The sequence below is a fragment of the Amycolatopsis echigonensis genome, assembly GCF_002846615.1.
GTDB classification, from domain to species: domain Bacteria; phylum Actinomycetota; class Actinomycetes; order Mycobacteriales; family Pseudonocardiaceae; genus Amycolatopsis; species Amycolatopsis echigonensis.
In genome coordinates this window covers 6,009,234-6,029,835 of sequence record NZ_PJMY01000003.1, presented here as the reverse complement: position 1 = coordinate 6,029,835, position 20,602 = coordinate 6,009,234, and the positions used below count along the sequence as shown (strand labels likewise).

Below are 20,602 nucleotides of genomic sequence, written 5' to 3'. Positions count from 1 at the left end.
GGAAATGACAGTCGTCGTGCGGATGCTGGCCGGCCGCATCCTCGCCCTCATCCCGCTGCTGCTCGGCGTGATCCTGTTCGTGTTCATCGTGATGCGGTTCTCGCCGGTCGACCCGGCGATGGCCGCGTTCAACGGAGCCAACGCCACCGCCGACCAGCTCCAGCAGTTCCGCGAGCAGAACGGCCTGCTCGACCCGTTGCCGCTGCAGTACGTGCACTTCGTGTGGCATCTGCTGCAGGGCGACTTCGGGACGAGCGTGATCACCAAGGAGCCGGTCGGCCAGACCATCGCCACCGCGCTCCCGCTCACCGTGCAGCTGACCCTGCTCGGCCTGGCGCTCGCGCTGGTCATCTCGGTCGTGCTCGGCGTGACCTCGGCGTTGTTCCGCGGCCGCTGGCCCGACCACCTGATCCGGTTCGTGACGCTCGCCGGCGTCGCCGCGCCGGCGTTCTGGATCGCGCTGCTGCTGGTGCAGTGGCTGGCCGTGGGCAAGGGCCTCTTCCCCACCAGCGGCTACGTCAGCCCGGCGGATTCGTTCTCCGGCTGGCTGAACTCGCTGACGCTGCCCGCCATCGCGCTGGCCGCGCCGGTGGCCGCGCAGCTGACCCGGGTGATCCGCACGTCGATGGTCGAGGAGCTCGACAAGGACTACGTGCGCACCGCGCGCGGCGGCGGGCTGCCGCCGGTCGTGGTGGTCGGGCGGAACGTGCTGCGCAACGCGCTGGTCAACCCGCTGACCGTGCTCGGCCTCCGGGTCGGCTACCTGCTCGGCGGCGCGGTGGTGATCGAGACGATGTTCGCGCTGCCCGGCATGGGCCAGAACATGATCCAGGCCGTGCAGGACGGCGACACCGCCAAGGTGCAGGGCTTCGTGATCACCATCGCGGCCGGGTTCGTGCTCGTGAACCTCATCGTCGACGTGCTCTACCTCGTCGCCAACCCCCGTCTGCGGAGCCGCTCGTGATGCGCCCGGTCCTCCGCCCGAACCTGACCGCCCGGCTCTCGCGGCCCGGCGTCCGGTTCCGGCGGCTTCCCCTGTCCTCGTGGATCGCGCTGGCCGTGCTGATCGTGCTCGGGCTCGTCGCGATCCTCGGCACCGCCGTGGCCACGCACAACCCAGACGTGCTCAGCACCGACACCGGCGGGCCCAGCGCGGCGCACTGGTTCGGCACCGACCAGTCCGGCCGCGACATCTTCTCCCGGCTCGTCGCGGGCACCCGCTGGTCGCTCGCGATCGGCCTCGGCGCGACGCTGCTCGCGCTGGTCGCGGGCGTCCTGGTCGGTGCGTTCGCGGCGACGTCCGGCCGCCGGGTCGACGGCCTGGTCATGCGGGTCCTCGACGTCCTGATGGCCTTCCCCGGCATCGCGCTCGCCGCGGTGCTGGTGGCGGTGTTCGGCCGAGGCATCCTCGTGCTGATCCTCGCCATCGGCTTCCTCAACATGGCTCCGGTCGCGCGGGTGGTGCGGGCGAACGTGCTCGCGCAGTACGGCGAGGACTACGTCGCGGCCGAACGGGTGATCGGCGCGAAACGGCTGTTCATCCTCGCCCGGCACGTCGCGGTCAACTGCGCCGCGCCGATCCTCGTGTACTGCACGGTGACCGTCGCCGACGCGATCGTGTTCGAGGCGTCGCTGTCGTTCATCGGCGCGGGGATCCAGCCGCCCGATCCGTCGTGGGGTTCGGTGCTGTCGGACGGCAAGGACCTCGTGCTGACGGGCGGCTGGTGGGCGACGCTGTTCCCCGGCCTGCTGATCCTGGCCACCGTGCTGGCGTTGAACATTCTCTCCGAGGGGATCTCCGACGCCTGGGCCGCGCCGTCGGCTCGCACCGCGAAGGCGGCCGAAGCGGCACAGCAGATCGAACTGGCTCCGGAGAACACCGCCGCGGTGCTGCCGCTGCGCGGCCTGCGCGAGGCCGGGCAACGGCTGGCGGCGAAGGCGAGGGACCTGTCCGGCCGGGAAACCGTGCTGGCGGTGGAGAATCTCGCGATTTCGTTCCCGGACCGGCACAACGGCGTGAACGTGGTCGACGGAGTGTCCTTTTCGGTCCGTTCCGGCGAGGTGCTCGGGTTGATCGGCGAATCGGGATGCGGCAAGTCGCTCACCGCGCTGTCGATCATGGGCCTGCAGCCGGACGCCGCTCGGCTCAGCGGCGAGATCCGGTTCGCGGGCGACGACCTGCTCACCATGAAGCCGAGCGTCCGCCGCCGGCACCTCGGGCACGACCTCGCGATGGTGTACCAGGACGCGCTCAGCTCGCTGAACCCGGCGATGACGATCCGCGCGCAGCTCAAGCAGTTCACCAAGCGCGGCGGCACCCGCACGCCGGAGGAGCTGCTGGAACTGGTCAACCTCGACCCCGGCCGGACACTGCGTGCGTACCCGCACGAGCTGTCCGGCGGACAACGGCAGCGCGTGCTGATCGCGATGGCGCTGTCCCGCAGCCCGAAGCTGATCGTCGCCGACGAGCCGACGACGGCCCTCGACGTGACCGTGCAGGCGCAGATCATGGCGCTTTTGCTGCGGTTGCAGGAGGAGCTGGGTTTCGCCCTGGTGCTGGTGTCTCACGACCTCGCGCTGGTATCCGACATCGCCGACCGGGTGGTGGTGATGTACGGCGGCCAGGTCGCGGAAACAGGTCCGACCGCGGCGGTCGTCGGCGCGCCGCAGCACCACTACACCCGCGGACTGCTCAGCGCGGTGCTGTCGCTGGAGGAGAACGAAGCGACGCTCACGCAGATCAAGGGTGTAGTGCCCGCCCCGGCGGACTTCCCGCCCGGCTGCCGGTTCGCGAGCCGGTGCCCTGCGGCTCGCGGGCATTGCTTCGAAGTCGCACCTGAACCAGCTGGCGACGGGCATCTCGTGGCTTGCCACTACCCCGCTGAGACCCCCGTCGTGGCGATGGCAGAAGGAGCGCAGGCATGAGCGCAGCTTGCAAGCGAATCATTGCTATTTATGCCGCCCCCTCCCCATCGACCAGCGTGAAACTCCTTGCGGAGGTGTCGACATGAGTCTCGTCGAGGTCGACGGCGTCCACGTGGTGCACAAGATCCGCGGTTCCAGCCTGTTCGGGCACGACCGCGTGTATGCGCTCACTGACGCCACCCTCACCATCGCGAAGGGCGAAACCGTCGGTGTGGTCGGGGAATCCGGCTGCGGAAAGTCCACTTTGGCCAAGGTGCTGGTCGGGCTTCAAAAGCCCACTTCCGGCACGGTGCGCTACGCGGGCCAGCCGCTGTCCGCGCTTCGCCCGGCCGAACTCGGCCGGACCGTCGGCATGATCTTCCAGGATCCGTCGACCGCGCTGAACCGGCGGCTGCCCGTTTCGAAGATCCTGCGCGACCCGCTCGACGTGCACCAGATCGGCACCGCCGAGGAGCGCGGCGAACGGGTCCGGGAGCTGATGAACCTCGTCGGGCTGCCGTCCAGTGTGGCCGACGCGCTGCCGTCGCAACTGTCCGGCGGACAGCGGCAGCGGGTGGCGATCGCCCGCGCGCTCGCCCTGCGGCCGGCGTTGCTGGTGGCCGACGAGCCGACGTCCGCTTTGGACGTTTCGGTGCGTGCTCAGATCCTCAACCTGTTGCTGGAACTGCGCGAACAGCTCGAGCTGGCGATGGTGTTCGTGTCGCACGACATCCAGACCGTGCGCCGGATGAGCGACCGCATCGTGACGATGTACCTCGGCCGGATCGTCGAACAAGCACCGGCCGCCGAACTGCCGCACCACGCGCATCACCCGTACACGCGGGCGCTGTTCTCGGCGACGCCGAGCCTGCTGCACCCGGTCGAACCGATCGTCCTCAGTGGACCCGTGCCCTCGGCGACCGCGCCGCCGCCCGGTTGCCCGTTCCACACCCGCTGCCCGAAAGCCACCGAAGAATGCTCCCTGGCCTTGCCACCGCAGTCCGGGCCGGACGAGCACACCTACCGCTGCATCCATCCCGAGATCACGACCGGAGTGACCGCCTCATGACTGCGCCCAAGTTCGCCGGCATCATCCCGCCGCTGTGCACGCCGTTCCACGACGACTTCACCGTGGACACGGCGTCGCTGCGGCGGCACATCGAATTCCAGCTCGACGCCGGCGTGCACGGGATTTTCGTGCTCGGATCGTCCAGCGAGGTCGCTTTCCTGCCCGACGACCAGCGCCGGATCACCGTCGAAACCGCGGTCGACCAGGTCGCCGGACGAGTCCCGGTGCTCGCCGGCTGCATCGACATGACGACCCTGCGCGTCGCGGAGCACGTCAAGACCGCCGAAGCGGCCGGCGCGGACGCCATCGTGGTGACCGCGCCGTACTACACGCGAACGCACGTCGCGGAGATCGACCGGCACTTCCGGCTGCTGCACGAGCGGACATCGCTGCCGATTTTCGCCTACGACATCCCGGTCGCCGTGCACACGAAGCTCGACCGCGACATGGTGCTGACCCTCGCCGCGGACGGCGTCCTGGCCGGGCTCAAGGATTCCAGCGGCGACGAGGCCGGGTTCCGGATGGTACTGCAGCAGCGGCGCGAACGCGGGCTCGAGCAGTTCGCCGTCTTCACCGGCTCCGAACTGCTCGTCGACGCCGCGCTCGCGCAGGGCGCGGACGGTGCGGTGCCGGGACTCGGAAACGTCGACCCGGTCGGCTATGTGCTGATCTACGACCACTTCCGCGGCGGCAACCTGCAGGCCGCGCGGCGCGAGCAGGAACGGCTGCTGACGCTGTTCAGCATCACTGACGTGGCGCCGCCGAACCGGATGGGCCGCGGTTCGGCCGCGCTCGGCGCGTTCAAGGCGTCGATGAAGATGCGCGGATTTATCGACAACGCGGTGATGGCACCGCCGCAACTCCCCCTCAACGACGACGAACTGCTGCAGATCAAGGGAAAGCTGGCGGAAGCGGGGCTCCTCTGATGGACCGGCTGTACTACGGCGGGGACTACAACCCCGAGCATTGGTCGCCCGACGTCTGGGCGGAAGACCTGAAACTGATGGCCGAGGCCTCGGTTTCGATGGTGACTGTCGGGATTTTCTCCTGGGCGCAGGTCGAACCGCGACCCGGGGAATTCGAGTTCGGCTGGTTCGACACGGTGATGGACAACCTCGCCGCAGGCGGCGTCCGGGCCTGTCTCGCCACCATGACGGCCTCGCCGCCGCCCTGGCTTTCCCATCAGTATCCGGAAATCCTGCCGGTGCGCGCGGACGGAACGCGGCTGTCCGCCGGTGCGCGACAGCAGTTCTGCCCGTCCAGTCCGGTATTCCGCGAGCACGCCGCTCGGCTGGTGGAGCAGGTCGCTACGAGGTACGCCGGGCATCCGGCGCTGGAAATGTGGCATATCGGCAACGAATTCGGCTGTCACATCCGTGCCTGCTACTGCGACGAGTCCGCGGCGGACTTCCGGCGCTGGCTCACCGAACGCTACGGCAGCGTCGAGGCGTTGAACGAAGCCTGGAGCACGACGTTCTGGTCCCAGCGGTATTCCGACTTCGCCGAGGTGCAGCCGCCGCGCGTCGCGCCGACCTTCCCGAACCCGGCACATCAGCTGGATTACCACCGGTTCTCCTCCGACGCGTCGCTCGGCTGTTATCTCAACGAGCGCGAAGTGCTCGCCCGGATCACGCCCGACGTCCCGGTGACCACGAACTTCGTCGGCCTGGTGCAGAAGTCGCTCGACTGGAACAAGTGGGTTCCGCACGAGGACGTCGTGAGCCTCGACTCCTACCCCGATCCGTACGATCCGCGCGGGCACCTGGAAGCGGCCTTCGCCTACGACCTCGTCCGGTCCATTAAGGACGGTCAGCCGTGGCTCCTGCTGGAGCAGGCGCCGAGCGCGGTGAACTGGCGGACCCGCAACAGCCCGAAGCCGCCGGGGACGATGCGGCTCGGCAGCTGGCAGGCCGTCGCGCGCGGCGCGGACGCGGTGCTGTTCTTCCAGTGGCGGCAAACTCCCGGCGGGGCCGAGAAGTTCCACTCCGCCATGGTGCCGCACGGCGGTCCGGACACCCGCACGTTCCGCGAGGTGCGTGACCTGGGGCAGGAGCTGGCGTCGCTGCCCCAGCTGGCGGACAGCCGGGTGAAGGCCGACGTCGCGATCCTGCACGACTGGAACAGCTGGTGGGCGCTGGAGCTGAACTCGCACCCGTCGGACGACCTCAGCCAGCTCGACGCGCACCTGGCGCACTACGCGCCGCTGTTCGACGCGAACGTCACCTGCGACGTCGTGCATCCGTCGCAGGACCTGTCCTCCTACCGGCTCGTCGTGGTGCCCAATCTGTACCTGATGGACAGTGCGGTCGCGGCCAACCTCCGCTCCTATGTGGAGGGTGGCGGACATCTGGCGGTGTCCTTCTTCTCCGGCATCGCGGACGAGAACGACCGCGTCTACACCGGCGGTTACCCCGCTCCGCTGCGCGACATTCTCGGCTTGCGCGTCGACGAATTCTGGCCGCTCCCCGAAGGCGGTTCCACGACTCTCGACCTCGACGGGGTCTCCGTTGGCGCGACGATCTGGTCCGAGTGGATCGAGGCCGAGGGCGCGGAGGTCGTGGCCACCTTCGCCGAAGGCCCGCTGGCCGGTCGCCCCGCGGTCACGCGGCACGAGTTCGGCTCCGGCGTCGCGTGGTACCTCGGCACCCGGCCGGACGCGGACGTTATGCGCACTCTCTTCGACCGGATCACCGCCGACGCCGGAGTTTCGCCGGTGCTGCCCGGACTGCCGGACGGTGTCCAGGCGGTCGTGCGGCACGGTTCCGACGACTATCTCTTCCTGCTCAACCACAACGCCGAAGCCGTGACCTTTTCCCTGCCTTCGCCCGGCACGGATTTGCTCGCCGATCCCGCTCAGCCATCGTCCGAAGTGGAATTGGCCGCGCACGGCGTGGCCGTCCTTTCCGGACAGTTCGGAACGGAGACCAGATGAGAACCGCTCTTCGCGTGGTGCTGGCGTTCGTGCTGCTGGCTTTCCTCGCCCCGTCGCCGGCCCAAGCCGCCCCGCAGTTCGACCAGCAAGCGCTGTTCAATCCGCATCAGGAAACCGGCTACGCGTGCTTCCGCATCCCGGCGATCGTCCGCAGCACGCACGGGACCCTGCTGGCCTTCGCCGAAGGCCGCAAGAACAACTGCGGCGACACCGGGGACATCGACCTGGTGCTGAAGCGGTCGACCGACGGCGGCACCACCTGGTCGCCGCTGCAAGTGGTGAACCGCGGCGGCGGGGACACCCACGGCAACCCGGTGCCCATTGTGGACACTAAGACCGGCCGTATCGTCTTGATCACCACGTACAACAAGGGCCGCACCGACGACAAAGGCTGCGACGTCCCGTGCCCGCGCACCCCGCACTCGCAGTACAGCACCGACGACGGCCGGACGTGGTCCACGCCGGTCGACATCAGCGCGCAGGCGAAGCTTCCCGCGTGGGATTCCTGGTACGCCTCAGGTCCAGTGCACGGAATCCAGCTCCAGCACGGCCGGCACGCGGGCCGGCTCGTCTTCGGAGTGAACGCCGAGCGCAGTGACGGCACCAATTCCGTCGAAAACTACGCCGGTCTCATCTACAGCGACGACGGCGGTTCCTCCTGGCACGTCGGCGCCGTCGACAACTACCTGCATCCCCGTAGGCGGCACCTTCACGCAAAAGCCGTCGGAAGTCAGTGTGGTGGAACTGCCGGACGGCACCATCTACGCCGGAGGCCGCGAACAAAGCGGCACCGACATCGGCAACCGCGACTACGCGTTGAGCCGGGACGGCGGCGAGACGTTCTCCCAGCGCTTCACCGCCATCCCCGACCTCGTGACGCCGATGGTGCAAGGCTCGCTGCTGCGCCTGGACCGTGCCGGCGGCAAGCGGATCCTGTTCGCCTCCCCCGCCGACACCGACCGGCGGCGCTGGATGACCATCCGTTCGTCCTATGACGACGGCCGCACCTGGGAGAACGCCGACCAGGGCACCCGGATCACGACGGACTGGTCGGGGTACTCCGACCTGGTCCAGCTCAGCGGCCCGCAAGACAAGAGCGCGAAGATCGGCCTGATGTACGAGGGCGGCGCAGTGGACGCCCGCGACGAGATCCGTTTCGCCCGCTTCGACGAGAACTACCTCGGCTGGAAGCGCTCGCCGGGAGTGTCCACTCCGGACGTCGCGAGCGGACAGCCTGCCCGGGTGCTCGGCGACGCCAGTTCCGTCCCCGGCAAATTCGGCCAGGCGCTGCAGCTGACGAACGCCTTCGTGCGCGTCCCGTACTCGCCGGCGCAACTGGTCGGTTCCGGTGACTTCACGTTCTCCACCTGGGTGAAATACGGTGCCTCGAAGGACCCGCAAGCCCTCCTGTGGCTAGGCGGCATGGGTTCGACCGCACCGCAAATGTGGTTGCGCGCCGAACCGTCGTCGCACCGGCTGATCGCGATGATGACCACCGCGGCCGGAAGCAAGTCGGTCACTACACAGTCGGCGTACGACGATCAGACGTGGCACCACGTGGCGCTCCAGCGATCCGGAGGCCAGCTCCGCATCCTGGTCGACGGCGCGGTGGCCGCGTCCGGGCCGGACTCCCCCGGCTCGGTCACCCAGACCGTCTCATTCCAGCTGTGGCTGGGCGAACGCCTGGACGGCGCGCAGCACCTGTCCGGTTCGCTGGACGATGCGCGTATCTACCGCCGCGCCCTCTCCGCAGCGGAACTGACCGCCGTCCGTGCCGGGAAACCAGTCCCGGGAGCGGTGATGGAGCTTCACTTCGACCGGTAATTCCGGTGAAGCGGGGTGGTTCCCTCCGGAGCCACCCGGCTTCAGCCGTGCAACGCGAGATACGGCGCGATCCCGACCAGCACCGCGACGAGTGCCGCTTTGAGGGTCTTGGTCGGCAACGCGTGCGCGATCCGCCAGCCGATCACCACGCCCGCCAGCTCCGGGATCCCGACGATCGCCGCCAGCCGCCAGTCGACCGCTCCGTGCAGGACGTAGCCGAGCGTGCCGACACTGGCGATCACCACCGACTGCACCTGCGCCGCGGCGAGCGCCCCGAGCACCGGCATCCCGGCGACGACCAGCAACGGCACCGCCAGCATCGGCCCGCCCACGCCGACCAGACCGGCCACCACCGCGACCCCGGCCCCGATCGCCCCCGCGACCGGCGTCCCGACCGGCCGCTCCCGTCCCTTCAGCCCGACGAACACCGCCACCACGAGCGCGAACCCGCCGAGCACGATGCCGAACGCCTGGGCGGACACCCCGGAGTTCAGCAGCACCCCCAGCGGAGTCCCGACTATCGCGGCTGCCGCGAGAATTCCCGCTACCCGCCGGATTTCGGGCTCCCGCAACTGTCCGGAGTGGACGAACGCGGCGCTGCCGAGGATTCCGGTGGCCACATGCGTGACGATCGCCGTCCCGGCTACCTGTGCCGGGGTGAGGGAAGTGAAGACGAACAGTCCGACTGTCGCGAGCACCCCGCCGGGTCCGACCGCGGTGATGCCGATCCCGGCCAGCAGCCCGGTGACGACGAGCGCGGCGATCACCTCGGCCACCTCCGGAAGCCGCCCTCCCGACGAACCGGCCCGCGCACAGCCCGCCGCCAGAAACCGCGGCCTGCCAATCGAATCACTCCCATGCGGGGACCTCCCCTCTCGAACAGCGGCACCCGCCCGTGCGGAAACTGCGACCCCTGCCAAACCACCCGCGAGCACCGCACCAGCACCCGACCGCTTCTCCGTGCGAGCCCTCGCGCGCGTTTGCACCGGTGAGCACCGGCGTGGACTCTCATGACCCTTCAGCACGCGGCTGCCGTCTGCCCACCGGATCACCTGCTCCACGGTGCAGAGTCGCCCGCAACGTGAGCCGGTCCGCGCGGATGTGCAGCCATTCCGCGTCGACCGGGCGTCCGTCCGGCAGCCGGGTCAACCGGTCCAGGGCGAAGACCGCGGTTCCCGGCGCGATGTCCAGCAGCGCGGCGGTATCCGGTCCGGCGGACACCGCGTGCACTTCCACTTCCGCCCGCCCGAGCCGGATGCCGTTCGTCTCTTCCAGCAGCGCGAACAGGTCCCGGTGCGCCAAATCCTTCCCCAGCAACGGAATCCCCAGATCCGCCGCCAGATAGGTCGAGTCCAGGGACAACGGCGCCCCGCCCAGCCGCCGGACGCGCTCCAGATGGACGACCTTCTCCCCCGCTGCCAGGCCGAGGCGTTCCGCCACCGAGGGCGGCGCGGCGACCGTCTCGGCCGTGCGCACCTCGTTCACGACCTCGCCGTGTCCCTCGAGCGCCTCCGCCAGACCGGTCAACTGGTCGAGCCCGTGCCCGTATTTCGGGCGCACGACAAGCGTCCCGACGCCCTGACGACGTTCGACGAGCCCTTCGTCCCGCAGGAGGCCGAGCGCTTCCCGCACGACGTTCCGCGACGCGCCGAACCACTCGCCCAGCTCGCGTTCGCCCGGAAGCAGTTCGCCGACCTCGCCCGCGACGATCCGCTGCCGCAGGCCGTCGGCCACCTGCCGGGCCCGTTCCGCCCTCCGCTGCGTAGTCACCACGTCGGCGACGCTACCGGGATGGTGATTACGCCGAGGTTACGCCACCCCAGTTGACCTGCGGAAACGCCATGAGCAGCGACGATGAGCAGCCTCGGTGCCCGTTCCGCCACCACGAAGGGGAGGGAACGCCGCCCTCGTCGGTGTCCTGCTGGATTCCGGGTTCACCGGCACCGCGGTCGAAGAAGGCGGCGCGCGGGAGCAGACCGGCACCGCTGCCGAGCGCGAAGAAGCCCGGCAGCGGTGCCTGGATCGTGGCCCTCAGCCCGCGCGGCGGCTGGTCAGCAAATGCTTCCCAGACTCGACGTCCAGCCCCACCACATCCCGTACTCGGCAAGGTTCCCGGCGTCGTTCAGGTGCACGTTGTCCGCCAGCCACGGGCTCGGGTTCGGCAGGTTCGCCGCCCCCGCGGGCGGGATGTACTGCCGCAGATCGACGAGCGCCGTCCCCTTGGCGACCGCCGTGTCGTAGATCGCCGAGGCGTACTGCGACCAGAAGTACTTCTGCGTCTGCCCGCCCCACGGGTTGGGCGTCCACTTCAGCTCGGCGTAGATCGACAGCAGGATGTCCACGCCGGGCCGCGCCGCGCGGATGTTGTCGATGACCTTGCCGAGATTCGCCTTGAACACCGCCGGGTCGGTCTGCGAGATCAGTTCGTTGCCGCCGAGGTCGACGAGCACGAGGTCGGGCTGGCGCTGGGTGAGGTCGGCCAGCGCGCCGGTCGTGTCGGGCCAGCGGCCGCCGGGGAGGTAGTCGGTGGCCATCGCGCCGTTGTGCGCGTAGTTCTTCGTCGTGGTGTTCCACTGCGCGTGGAGGTCGTTGGCGATTTTCGTGGTCCAGCCGTAAGTGGTCGGCGCGTAAGTGTCCGAAGCGGACTGGTAGCCCGTGGTGCCGTAACCGGTGTCGGCCGACGTCCCGAGGATCGCCACCTGGTCCTTTTTGGTGCACCAGGTGCTCGTCTGACCAGCGTCGGCGGCGACCGCGGGGGACATCGCGATGCCGAAGCCGACCAGGGTCAGCAATGCCGCGATACGGGATCTTCGCATGAGGACCGGACCTTTCCCGGGAGAGATGATCTGCGGATGTGTCGCCGCCGCGCCCCCGCGCGTTACCAGTGTGCGCAAACCGAAATCGGGATGCGGGCAAGGTCACGGTTCTGGCAGGCTCGGCAGGGTGAAGATCTTGTTCGCGTCCGCCCCCGGATACGGGCTCACGCTTCCCCTGATCCCGGTCGTCTGGGCCGCTCGCGCCGCCGGGCACGAGGTGCTGCTGGCCACCACCGCCGAGATCGCCGAGGTGTCCGCGCGCGCCGGGCTGCCGGTCGCCGACGTCTTCCCCGGCCGCGACATCTGGACCGACCTGCTGGCGACCGTCAAGGACGGGGCCGCCCCGGACCCGGACGAACCCGAGGAGTACCGGCTCGCGCGGCGGCACCAGGGCCCGTTCGGGCTTTTCACCGCCGCGATGACCGCGGGCACGATCGAGGCGGGCCGGGCGTTCGGCGCGGACCTGGTCGTCTACCCGTCCGACCACGGGGCCGGCCCGCTCGCCGCGGCAGCGCTCGGGGCGCCCGCGCTCGAGGTCGGCAACCGGATCTCGTGGTCGGCCCGGGACACGTCCTGGCGCACCGAACACAACGACTTCCTGGGCGGCGAGCTCGTCGCGCTGATGCGCGAAAAGCTCGGCATCGGCGACGCGCCGCCGAACGTCATCGCCCGGATCGACCCGCGCGCGCCGAGCATGGGCGGGCTGCGCGCGGACGAGGAACACGTCGACGAACGCGACGGCGCACCTTGGTGGCCGATGCAGTTCGTGCCCTACAACGGCGGGTCAGTGCTGCCGGAGTGGGTCTTGCGGAAGCCTGACCGGCCTCGGGTCGCTGTCACGCTGGGCACCGTCGTGCCGGCGATGACCGGGGTCAGCAGCCTGAAGGTGGTGCTGGACGCGCTCGGCGGGATGGACGTCGAGGTCGTGCTGGCGGCCGGCACCGCTGATCTGAGCGAACTGGGCGAGTTTCCGGAGAACGTCCGGTCGGTGGGGTATTTGCCGCTGTCGGTGTTCCTGCCGGGGTGTTCGGCGATTGTTCATCACGGCGGGTCGGGGACTACTGCCGCGCCGTTGTTCTACGGGGTGCCGCAGTTGGTGCTGCCCAGTTTCGCGGACAATCCGATGTCGGCGGAACGGGTGGTCGAACGGGGCGTGGGGCTGAGCCATGATCCGTCCACCGTGGATGTTGCCACGGTGCGGAAGCTGGTTTCGCGGTTGCTCGAGGAGGAGTCGTTTCGGCGGGCGGCGGAGGAGGTTCTGCGGGAGATGCGGGGGCAGCCTAGTCCTGCTGAGGTTGTGGCGCGTGCCGTCGCGGTCCTCCGCTGAGGTGGTGGGTTCCGTTTAGGGATGTTGCGTGGGGGCACCCCGAAGCCCGAGTGTGCTGACGGTCTGGGGGTGCAGGGCGGGGGCTGGGTGCCTCGATTGTTGGGTGCGCTGGTGCGGCTGTGAGCGAGTGGCCTAGATGGCGGTTTCGCCTTTGCCCAGCACGACAATCCCGAAGTCGCTTACGTGGTAGTGGCCGCGGTCCCTCGACAGATCCACCCCGATGTGGGCGCCGGGCGGGACGACGACGTTTTTGTCCAGGATCGCGCGGCGTACTACGGCACCGCGGCCGACTCGGGCGCCGTCCAGCAGCACGGAGCCTTGTACTACCGCGCCGTTCTCCACCAAGACGTCCGGCGACAGCACGGAATCCACCACCTGTGCGCCGGAAATGATGCAGCCGTTGCTGACGATCGACTGGGTCGCCGTGCCGCCTTCCACGAACTTCGCCGCCGCGCGTTGGGCGGGGTGGGCCAGGATCGGCCATTTCCGGTTGTACAGGTTGAAAATCGGCTGCGTCGAAATCAGATCCGTGTGTGCGTCGTAATAGCTGTCGATCGTTCCGACGTCGCGCCAGTAGCCGTGGTCCCGGTCGGTTTCGCCGGGTACGACATTGCCGTTGAAGTCGTAGACCGCCGCCTCGGATTTTTCCACCAGCGCCGGGATGATGTCGCGGCCCATGTCGTGTTTGGACGCCGGGTTCTTGGCGTCCGCGTGCAGCGCGTCGAGCATCACCTGCGTGGTGAACACGTAATTGCCCATCGACACGTACGATTCGTCCGGCGAATCCGGTAGGCCGGGCGGGTCCTCGGGTTTCTCCAGGAACGCGTCGATCTTGGTGCCGTCCTCGGTGCTGATCACGCCGAACGACCGGGCCTCCGCGCGCGGCACGCGGATTCCGGCGACCGTCACGCCCGCGCCGGAGGCGATGTGCGCGTCGATCATCTGGCGCGGGTCCATCCGGTAGATGTTGTCCGCGCCGAACACCGCGATGTACGCGGGCGATTCGTCGTGCACCAGGTTCAAGCTCTGGTGGATCGCGTCCGCGCTGCCCTGGAACCAGCGCGGGCCCAGCCGCTGCTGCGCGGGCACCGGCGTGACGTACTCGCCGGTCAGGGACGACAGCCGCCACGTCGTCGAAATATGGCGGTCCAGCGAGTGCGATTTGTACTGCGTCAGCACGCAGATCCGGCGGATCCCGCCGTGCACCAGGTTGGAGAGCACGAAGTCGATCAGCCGGTGCACGCCCCCGAACGGGACCGCGGGTTTCGCGCGGTCGGTGGTCAGCGGCATCAGCCGTTTGCCCTCGCCGCCGGCGAGGACGATCCCCAGCACATCGGATCCGTCGATCACGAAACCCTCCCGCACGCCTCGTAAACCTCGACCGTCGCGGCGGCGATCGCTGGCCAGCCGAACTCTCCCACCGCACGGTCCCGTCCGGCGAGGCCCAGCCGGGTGGCGCGGGCGCGATCGGCGGCCAGGTCGTTGATCCCGCGCGCGAGCCCGGCCTCGAAAGCGCCGGGCTCGGTCTCGTCGTAATGCACCAGGACCCCGGTCTCGCCGTCGGCGACCACCTCCGGGATGCCGCCGACGTCGCTGGCCACCACCGCGGTGCCGCACGCCATCGCTTCCAGGTTCACGATGCCGAGCGGCTCGTACACCGACGGGCACACGAACACCAGCGCGTGCGTCAGCAGCTGGACGACTTCGGGACGCGGCAGCATCTCCGGGATCCAGTGCACGCCGGACCGCTTTTCCTGCAAGTCCGCGACAAGCCCGCGGAACTCCGCGTCGAGTTCCGGCGTATCCGCTCCGCCCGCGCACAGGATCAGCTGCACGTCCTCGTCCAACGCGGCCCCGGCACGCACGAGATGCGGCACGCCTTTCTGCCGCGTGATCCGTCCGACGAACAACGCGTACGGCCGCTTCGGATCGATGCCGTGCTTCTCGAGCACGTCGGTGCCGGGATCAGGTTGGTACAGCTCAGTGTCGATGCCGTTGCGCACCACGTGCACCCGCGCCGGGTCGACGTTCGGGTACGCGGCGAGCACGTCGCGCCGCATGCCGGAGCTGACCGCGATGATCGCGTCCGCTGCCTCGTAGGCGTCGCGCTCGATCCACGACGACACGCGGTAGCCGCCGCCGAGTTGCTCGGCCTTCCACGGTCGCAGCGGTTCGAGCGAGTGCGCGGTGATGACGTGCGGGATGCCGTGTGCGAGCTTCGCCAGATGGCCGCCGAGGTTCGCGTACCAGGTGTGACTGTGCGCGAGGTCGTGACCGGCGAGCGCGTCGGCCATCGAGACCGCGATGTCCATGGTGGCGAACGCGGGCTGGGCGTACCCGTGCGCGTCGCGGTGCCCGTGTGCGCCGTCCGGACGATCGGGGCCCCAGCAGTGCACGTCCAGGTCGACCAGCGACCGCAGTTCCCGCGCGAGGAACTCGACGTGCACCCCCGCTCCCCCGTACACGTCCGGCGGGTACTCCCGGGTGAGCAGGCCGACCTTCATGCGTCGACCCTAGACGCCCCCACCGGACGCACGCAGTACGGAAAGCGGGCGAATCCGGTTCGCCGCTCAGTGTTCGCGCTGTCCTACCACGACTGTCGCACCGAGTTCGTCATCTTCTTCCGCCGACGCGACCAGTCCCGCCTTGCGCAGTTCGGCCGTCGCGGCCGCGGCTTGGCGTTCGCTCGCCTCGAAAAGCACGTGCCCGCCGGGCGCGAGCCACGCCGGAGCCTCCGCGACGACGCGACGGAGCACGTCGAGACCATCGGCTCCCCCGTCGAGCGCGACGCGGGGTTCGTGGTCGCGCGCCTCGGGCGGCATGAGCGCGACCTCGTCGGTCGGGACGTACGGGACGTTCGCGATCAGCACGTCCACCCGGCCGCGCAGCCGCTGCGGAAGCGGGGCGTAGAGATCGCCTTGGTAAACGTCACCAGGCACGTTCTGCCGGGCACAGTCGACCGCGGCGGGCTCGACGTCCGCCGCGTGCAGCTCGATCCCGGGCACCTCGGCCGCGACCGTCGCACCCAGCGCACCGGAGCCGCAGCACAGATCGAGCACCACTGCCTGCTCGTGCGCGAACCCCACAGCCAGCCGGACGAGCAGTTCGGTGCGGTGCCGGGGCACGAAGACGCCCGGCGCGACGACGAACCGGCGGCCGGCGAACTCCGCCCAGCCGAGGATGTACTCCAGCGGTTCCCCGGCGACCCTCCGCGCGACCATCGCGGCCACATCGCCCGATTGGCCCAGCAGGAGCCGGGCCTCGTCCTCGGCGAAAACGCATCCGGCGGCGCGCAGGCGCGCGACGACCTCCTCGAAACCTCCGTCGCTCACGGAACCACGACGACCGGCCAGGTCGCGGCGCGCACCAGCCGGTTGCCGACCGAGCCGACGAGCCGGTGCCCGCCCTGCTCGGACGCGCCGACCACGACCATGTCGGCGTTCGCCTCCTGCGCGGCCTGGCGCAGTTCGGGGAAGGTTTCGCCGCGGCGGACCACGAACGTGACCGGGACCTGCAGGTCGGCCGCCCGGTCGCGCAGCTCCGCGCGCAGCTGCTCGATCTCTTCTTCGAAAGTCTGCTGCTGCACGTCGACGACCGCGGACGCGGCGAGCCCGGTCCACACCGTCGGCGCGGCCACGTACACCACGACCAGCCGCGCGCGCTGCCGCCGGGCGAGGCCGCCGCCGTAGGCCGTCGCCCGCAGCCCGGTCGGCGACGTGTCCGCGCCGACCAGGATCACGCGCGGTCCGTCGGTGCCCCGTTCGTACGGGCCGGGATCCCAGCTGGGCCCGTATTCCTCGACCAGTTGCTCCACCCGGCCCATTATGTCCGGGACGCCGGAACCCGCCGGGTCGCGTCCGTCACCTCGGACGAAACCCGGGAAGAAAATTCCCACCCAGATGGATTTGCGTCCGTTCGGAGTACCCCAGGCGCGCTTCGGCTGGTAGCGTCCCCGCAACCTGAACACGCGTCCGGGAAGGACCGGGGAGCCCACACGCGTGCGGCGGCGAGGCGGATCGCGATGCGAGACGATGTGGTCGAGGCGAGTGCGGTGGTCGGGCACCCGCCCGAACAGGTGTGGCAAATCGTCGGCAGCCCGGAGCTGTACCCGAGGTTCGTCCCGGCGATCAGCTGGTGCGAGGTCACGGTGCCGGCCGAACGGGGCCGCGGGCCGCACTGCCTGATCCGGCTGGCCCCGGACCGGGAAACCCTGGTCGAGGGCACCATTCACGCGGCGGTGTACCGGCCGGGCGAGCACGTCGTCTGGTGCGGGCTGCCGGACGAGCGGACCTGGGTGTCGGTCGAACTGCGCCCGGTCGCGCGCGGCGGCACCGAGATCGTGCTGCGGATGATGCTCCCGTCGCTGCCGCCGGACCACGCGGGCCTGCTCGCCCGCGGCACGGCGAAAGGCCTGCTCAGACAGCTGGCGAAGCGGATCGGGCAACAGCTGTCCGGGCTGCCGGGCGACCCGCCGGAGCACGAGCCGGCCACTGCCCTGCGCACGGCGAACACGCTGGTCCGCGCGGGCGTGCTGGCCGCCGGACGGCCGGACAAAATGGTCAAGCAGCTCAGTTCGTTCGCCCGCTGGGGCGCGACGCTGGCCGGCGGTTATCTCGCCGCGACCGCGCGCGGGGCCGACGACATCGCGGTGCACGACGAGCGCAACACGCGCACGTTCGGCGAGATCGACGAGCGCAGCAACCAGCTGGCCAACGCTCTGGCCGCGCTCGGCGTGGAAGCCGGTTCACAGGTCGCGTTGATGTGCCGCAACCACGCGGCGATGGTCGAGGCGTTCGTCGGATGCAGCAAGCTCGGCGCCGACGTCGTCCTGCTCAACACCGGCCTCTCCCCCGCCGCCGTCGAGGAAGTCCTCACGCAACACCCGCCCGCCGCGGTCCTCGCCGACGACGAGTTCGCGCCGATCATCGCGTCGGTGCCCGGCGAATTCCCGCGCGTGAGCACGTGGGACGACGCCGACCAGGGCTACCGCACGCTCGACGAGCTGCTCCAGGACGCGCCGGTGACCCGGCCGAAGCCGAGCGAACGCGAGGGCCGGATCGTCGTGCTGACGTCGGGCACCACGGGTGCGCCGAAGGGTGCGCGCCGTCCGACGCCGAAGGGCGTGAGCACGTCGGCGACCGTTTTGTCGCGAATCCCGTTGCGGGCCAGGGACAAGATCGCCGTGGCGGCCCCGCTGTTCCACAGCTGGGGGCTGGCCGCGATGCAGCTCGGCATGGCCTTGCGGGCGGAGCTGTCGCTGATCCGCCGGTTCGACGCGGAGCAGACGCTGCGCACGATCGCCGAACACCGCTGCGACGCGCTGTTCGCCGTCCCGATCATGCTGCAGCGGATCCTCGATCTGCCCGAACGCGTGCGCAACCGGTACGACCTGTCGTCGCTGCGGATCGTCGCGAGCAGCGGGTCGGCGATGCCGGGCGCGTTCGTGACGTCGTTCATGGACACCTTCGGCGACGTCCTCTACAACTTCTACGGCTCCACCGAGGTGTCCTGGGCGAGCATCGCCGACCCGGCGGACCTGCGCGCCGCGCCGACGTCCGCCGGCCGCTGCCCGCCGGGCACCCGGGTCGCGATCCTGGACGACGACCGCCGCCCGGTCCCGCCCGGCGACGAGGGCCAGATCTTCGTCGGCAACGACATGCTGTTCGACGGCTACACCAACGGTTCCAGCGTCCCCCGAGCCCACGACCTGATGGCGACCGGCGACGTCGGCTACCAGGACGCGTCCGGACGGCTGTTCGTCACCGGCCGCGCCGACGAGATGATCGTGTCCGGCGGCGAGAACGTCTTCCCGCGCCCGGTCGAGGAAGCCCTGGCCGCGCTGCCGGGTGTCTCGGACGCGGCTGTGGTCGGCGTCCCGGACGACGAATACGGCCAGCGCCTCGCCGCGTATGTCGTGCTCCGCCGCGGCGCGCGCATGCACGCCGAGGATGTCCGGCATTACATCCACCAGCGCCTCGCCCGATTCGCGGTGCCGCGCGATGTCTACTTCGTGCCGGAGCTTCCGCGGAATGCCACCGGAAAGATCGTGAAGCGGCTCCTGAACGACGACCTCTGGCCGATCACGCAGGGCTGACTCGGTCACGGACCCAGCGCGCGCCCAGCCGCCCTCCCCACCGCCTCCGCCACCGCGGCCAGCGAGGGCGAGTCGAGCTTCCACTGCTGCCAGTACAACGCGACGTCCACCGCCCGGTCCGGCGCGAGATCCGCCAGTTCCCGACCGGACAACTGCAGTTCCGGCACCATTCCCCAGCCCAGCCCGGCCGCCACCGCGTCCACAAAGGACACTGACGCCGGGATGTAGTGCCGGACCCGGCTCGGCAGCCTGCGGCGGGTCAGCCGGCGCAGGAACCGGTCCTGCAGATCGTCTTTCCGGTCGAACAGCACGGCGGGCGCGGCAGGCAGCCGCTCCGCCAGCGAGCCTCCGTCGAGCCAGCGCCGCACGAACTCCTCCGACGCCACCGCCCGGTACCGCATCGTGCCGAGGCGACTGACCGTGCAGCCCTGCACCGGCTGCGGAGTCGCCGTGATCGCAGCCATCACCAACCCCTCGCGCAGCAGGGCCGCGGTGTGGTCTTGGTCGTCGCTGCGCAGGTCGAACGAGATCGGCGGCTCGGCGGGGACCTCTTCGAGCGCGGACAGGAACCAGGTGGCCAGCGAGTCCGCGTTGACCGCGATGGGCAGCGTCGTCGGCTGGCCGGAACCGCCGAGGCCCAGCTCCGCGCGCGTGTCCGCTTCGAGCCGCGTCAGCTGCCGCGCGAACCGCACCAGCACCTCGCCGGATTCGGTGAGCCGCACGGGTTTCGACCGCAGCACCAGCACCCGGCCGATCCGCTGTTCCAGCGCTTTCACCCGCTGACTCACCGCGGGCGGCGTCACGTGCAGGACCGCCGCGGCACGGTCGAACGACTGCTCGTCCACCACCGCGAGCAACGTGCGGACCTGGTCGAGCGGGAGATCGGACATCACGATCGCTTATCTTAGTTCAGAATCTTTACCTAGAATAATGCTCGCGAGCCCTTCTAACGTCGGCGGGGTGATCGCTGCGCTCAGCGCCGGATTCGGCACCGGCATGTCCCTCATCGTCGCCATCGGCGCACAGAACACCTTCGTGCTCCGCCAAGGACTGCGCGGCGGCCTCGTCGTGCCGGTGATCCTCGTCTGCACGCTGTCCGACGCGATCCTCATCGCCGCCGGGGTCAGCGGGATCGGGGCGGTGCTGCAGCGGTGGCCGTCGGCGATCAAGGCGATCGCGATCGTCGGCGGGCTCTTCCTGGTCGGATACGCGATCCTCGCGGCGCGCCGCGCCTTCCGGCCGGGCACGCTGACCGTCTCCCCCGCAGACCTGACCTCGCCGAAACGCACGCTCCTCACCTGCCTCGCGCTCACCTGGCTCAACCCGCACGTCTACCTCGACACCGTTCTCCTCGTCGGTTCGGTCGCGGCCGGACACGGCGACAGCCGCTGGCTGTTCGGCATCGGCGCGGTGGCCGCGAGCGCGGTCTGGTTCAGCGCGCTCGGGCTCGGCGCGCGAAGGCTGTCCGACGTGTTCGCGCGTCCCGCGGCCTGGCGGATCCTGGACGGCGTGATCGCGGCGACCATGTTCGCGCTGGGTATCACGCTGCTTGTCCAACGGGGATGAATCGGCAGGCTTCCGGCGAACAGGACATTTAGCGTTGCTAATAACTCTGGGTCAGAGCTAACTTGGCGAC

17 protein-coding genes and 1 pseudogene are annotated in these 20,602 nt (G+C 69.9%); 10 read left to right on the top strand and 8 right to left on the bottom strand.

Annotated elements, in window-relative coordinates:
• Nucleotides 1-4: 4 nt before the first annotated feature.
• From ATK30_RS33640 to ATK30_RS46535, 7 genes and pseudogenes are all read left to right on the top strand, one after another.
• Nucleotides 5-964: an ABC transporter permease gene (locus ATK30_RS33640; RefSeq protein WP_101438811.1), complete on the top strand. Its 960-nt coding sequence runs from the start codon at nt 5-7 to the stop codon at nt 962-964.
• Nucleotides 964-2,925 (top strand): dipeptide/oligopeptide/nickel ABC transporter permease/ATP-binding protein, encoded by a 1,962-nt coding sequence (locus ATK30_RS33635; protein WP_101438810.1) that lies wholly within the window; start codon nt 964-966, stop codon nt 2,923-2,925. Before ATK30_RS33640 ends, ATK30_RS33635 begins: the two co-directional genes overlap by 1 nt.
• Before the next feature lie 82 nt (nt 2,926-3,007).
• The gene (locus ATK30_RS33630; protein WP_101438809.1) at nt 3,008-3,973 is read left to right on the top strand and encodes an oligopeptide/dipeptide ABC transporter ATP-binding protein; all 966 of its coding nucleotides are present in this window, start codon (nt 3,008-3,010) and stop codon (nt 3,971-3,973) included.
• A complete protein-coding gene (locus ATK30_RS33625) occupies nt 3,970-4,899 on the top strand; it encodes a dihydrodipicolinate synthase family protein (protein WP_101438808.1) in 930 nt (309 codons plus the stop codon). The genes ATK30_RS33630 and ATK30_RS33625 overlap by 4 nt, the downstream gene beginning before the upstream one ends.
• Entirely contained in the window at nt 4,899-6,905 is a 2,007-nt protein-coding gene (locus ATK30_RS33620) for a beta-galactosidase (RefSeq protein ID WP_101438807.1), read from the top strand. Before ATK30_RS33625 ends, ATK30_RS33620 begins: the two co-directional genes overlap by 1 nt.
• Nucleotides 6,902-7,540: pseudogene (locus ATK30_RS46540) on the top strand (sialidase family protein); the annotation flags it as partial. The gene ATK30_RS33620 and the pseudogene ATK30_RS46540, both read left to right, overlap by 4 nt.
• Before the next feature lie 100 nt (nt 7,541-7,640).
• Nucleotides 7,641-8,729, top strand: a complete 1,089-nt coding sequence (locus tag ATK30_RS46535; RefSeq protein WP_244194804.1) for a sialidase family protein — start codon at nt 7,641-7,643, stop codon at nt 8,727-8,729.
• A gap of 41 nt (nt 8,730-8,770) precedes the next feature.
• On the opposite strand, the gene ATK30_RS33610 is transcribed toward ATK30_RS46535, so the two are convergent.
• From ATK30_RS33610 to ATK30_RS33600, 3 genes are all read right to left on the bottom strand, one after another.
• Entirely contained in the window at nt 8,771-9,505 is a 735-nt protein-coding gene (locus ATK30_RS33610; protein ID WP_101438806.1) for a sulfite exporter TauE/SafE family protein, read from the bottom strand.
• Nucleotides 9,506-9,737: 232 nt separating this feature from the next.
• Complete coding sequence (locus ATK30_RS33605) at nt 9,738-10,502, bottom strand: GntR family transcriptional regulator (RefSeq protein ID WP_101438805.1); 765 nt, start codon at nt 10,500-10,502, stop codon at nt 9,738-9,740.
• Nucleotides 10,503-10,780: 278 nt separating this feature from the next.
• Nucleotides 10,781-11,545, bottom strand: a complete 765-nt coding sequence (locus tag ATK30_RS33600; RefSeq protein ID WP_101438804.1) for an SGNH/GDSL hydrolase family protein — start codon at nt 11,543-11,545, stop codon at nt 10,781-10,783.
• Nucleotides 11,546-11,672: 127 nt separating this feature from the next.
• Here ATK30_RS33600 and ATK30_RS33590 point away from each other — a divergent pair, with 127 nt between their 5' ends.
• Complete coding sequence (locus ATK30_RS33590) at nt 11,673-12,872, top strand: glycosyltransferase (protein ID WP_167442046.1); 1,200 nt, start codon at nt 11,673-11,675, stop codon at nt 12,870-12,872.
• Nucleotides 12,873-13,004: 132 nt separating this feature from the next.
• Here ATK30_RS33590 and glgC read toward each other — a convergent pair whose 3' ends face one another.
• From glgC to ATK30_RS33570, 4 genes are all read right to left on the bottom strand, one after another.
• Nucleotides 13,005-14,222, bottom strand: coding sequence for a glucose-1-phosphate adenylyltransferase (glgC, locus tag ATK30_RS33585; protein WP_167442245.1), 1,218 nt, complete (start codon nt 14,220-14,222; stop codon nt 13,005-13,007).
• Nucleotides 14,219-15,376 (bottom strand): glycogen synthase, encoded by a 1,158-nt coding sequence (gene glgA / locus ATK30_RS33580; protein WP_101438802.1) that lies wholly within the window; start codon nt 15,374-15,376, stop codon nt 14,219-14,221. The genes glgC and glgA overlap by 4 nt, the downstream gene beginning before the upstream one ends.
• 66 nt (nt 15,377-15,442) lie before the next feature.
• Nucleotides 15,443-16,204: a putative protein N(5)-glutamine methyltransferase gene (locus ATK30_RS33575; RefSeq protein ID WP_101438801.1), complete on the bottom strand. Its 762-nt coding sequence runs from the start codon at nt 16,202-16,204 to the stop codon at nt 15,443-15,445.
• Nucleotides 16,201-16,695 carry a universal stress protein gene (locus ATK30_RS33570; protein WP_101438800.1) on the bottom strand — a complete coding sequence of 165 codons (495 nt, stop codon included), beginning with the start codon at nt 16,693-16,695 and terminating at the stop codon, nt 16,201-16,203. The genes ATK30_RS33575 and ATK30_RS33570 overlap by 4 nt, the downstream gene beginning before the upstream one ends.
• A 198-nt stretch (nt 16,696-16,893) precedes the next feature.
• Between ATK30_RS33570 and ATK30_RS33565 the strand changes: the two genes are divergently transcribed.
• Nucleotides 16,894-18,966: an AMP-binding protein gene (locus ATK30_RS33565; RefSeq protein WP_101438799.1), complete on the top strand. Its 2,073-nt coding sequence runs from the start codon at nt 16,894-16,896 to the stop codon at nt 18,964-18,966.
• Nucleotides 18,967-18,971: 5 nt separating this feature from the next.
• Here ATK30_RS33565 and ATK30_RS33560 read toward each other — a convergent pair whose 3' ends face one another.
• Nucleotides 18,972-19,856, bottom strand: a complete 885-nt coding sequence (locus tag ATK30_RS33560) for a LysR family transcriptional regulator ArgP (RefSeq protein WP_101438798.1) — start codon at nt 19,854-19,856, stop codon at nt 18,972-18,974.
• A gap of 40 nt (nt 19,857-19,896) precedes the next feature.
• Between ATK30_RS33560 and ATK30_RS33555 the strand changes: the two genes are divergently transcribed.
• Nucleotides 19,897-20,532 carry a LysE/ArgO family amino acid transporter gene (locus ATK30_RS33555; RefSeq protein ID WP_101438797.1) on the top strand — a complete coding sequence of 212 codons (636 nt, stop codon included), beginning with the start codon at nt 19,897-19,899 and terminating at the stop codon, nt 20,530-20,532.
• Nucleotides 20,533-20,602 lie beyond the last annotated feature (70 nt).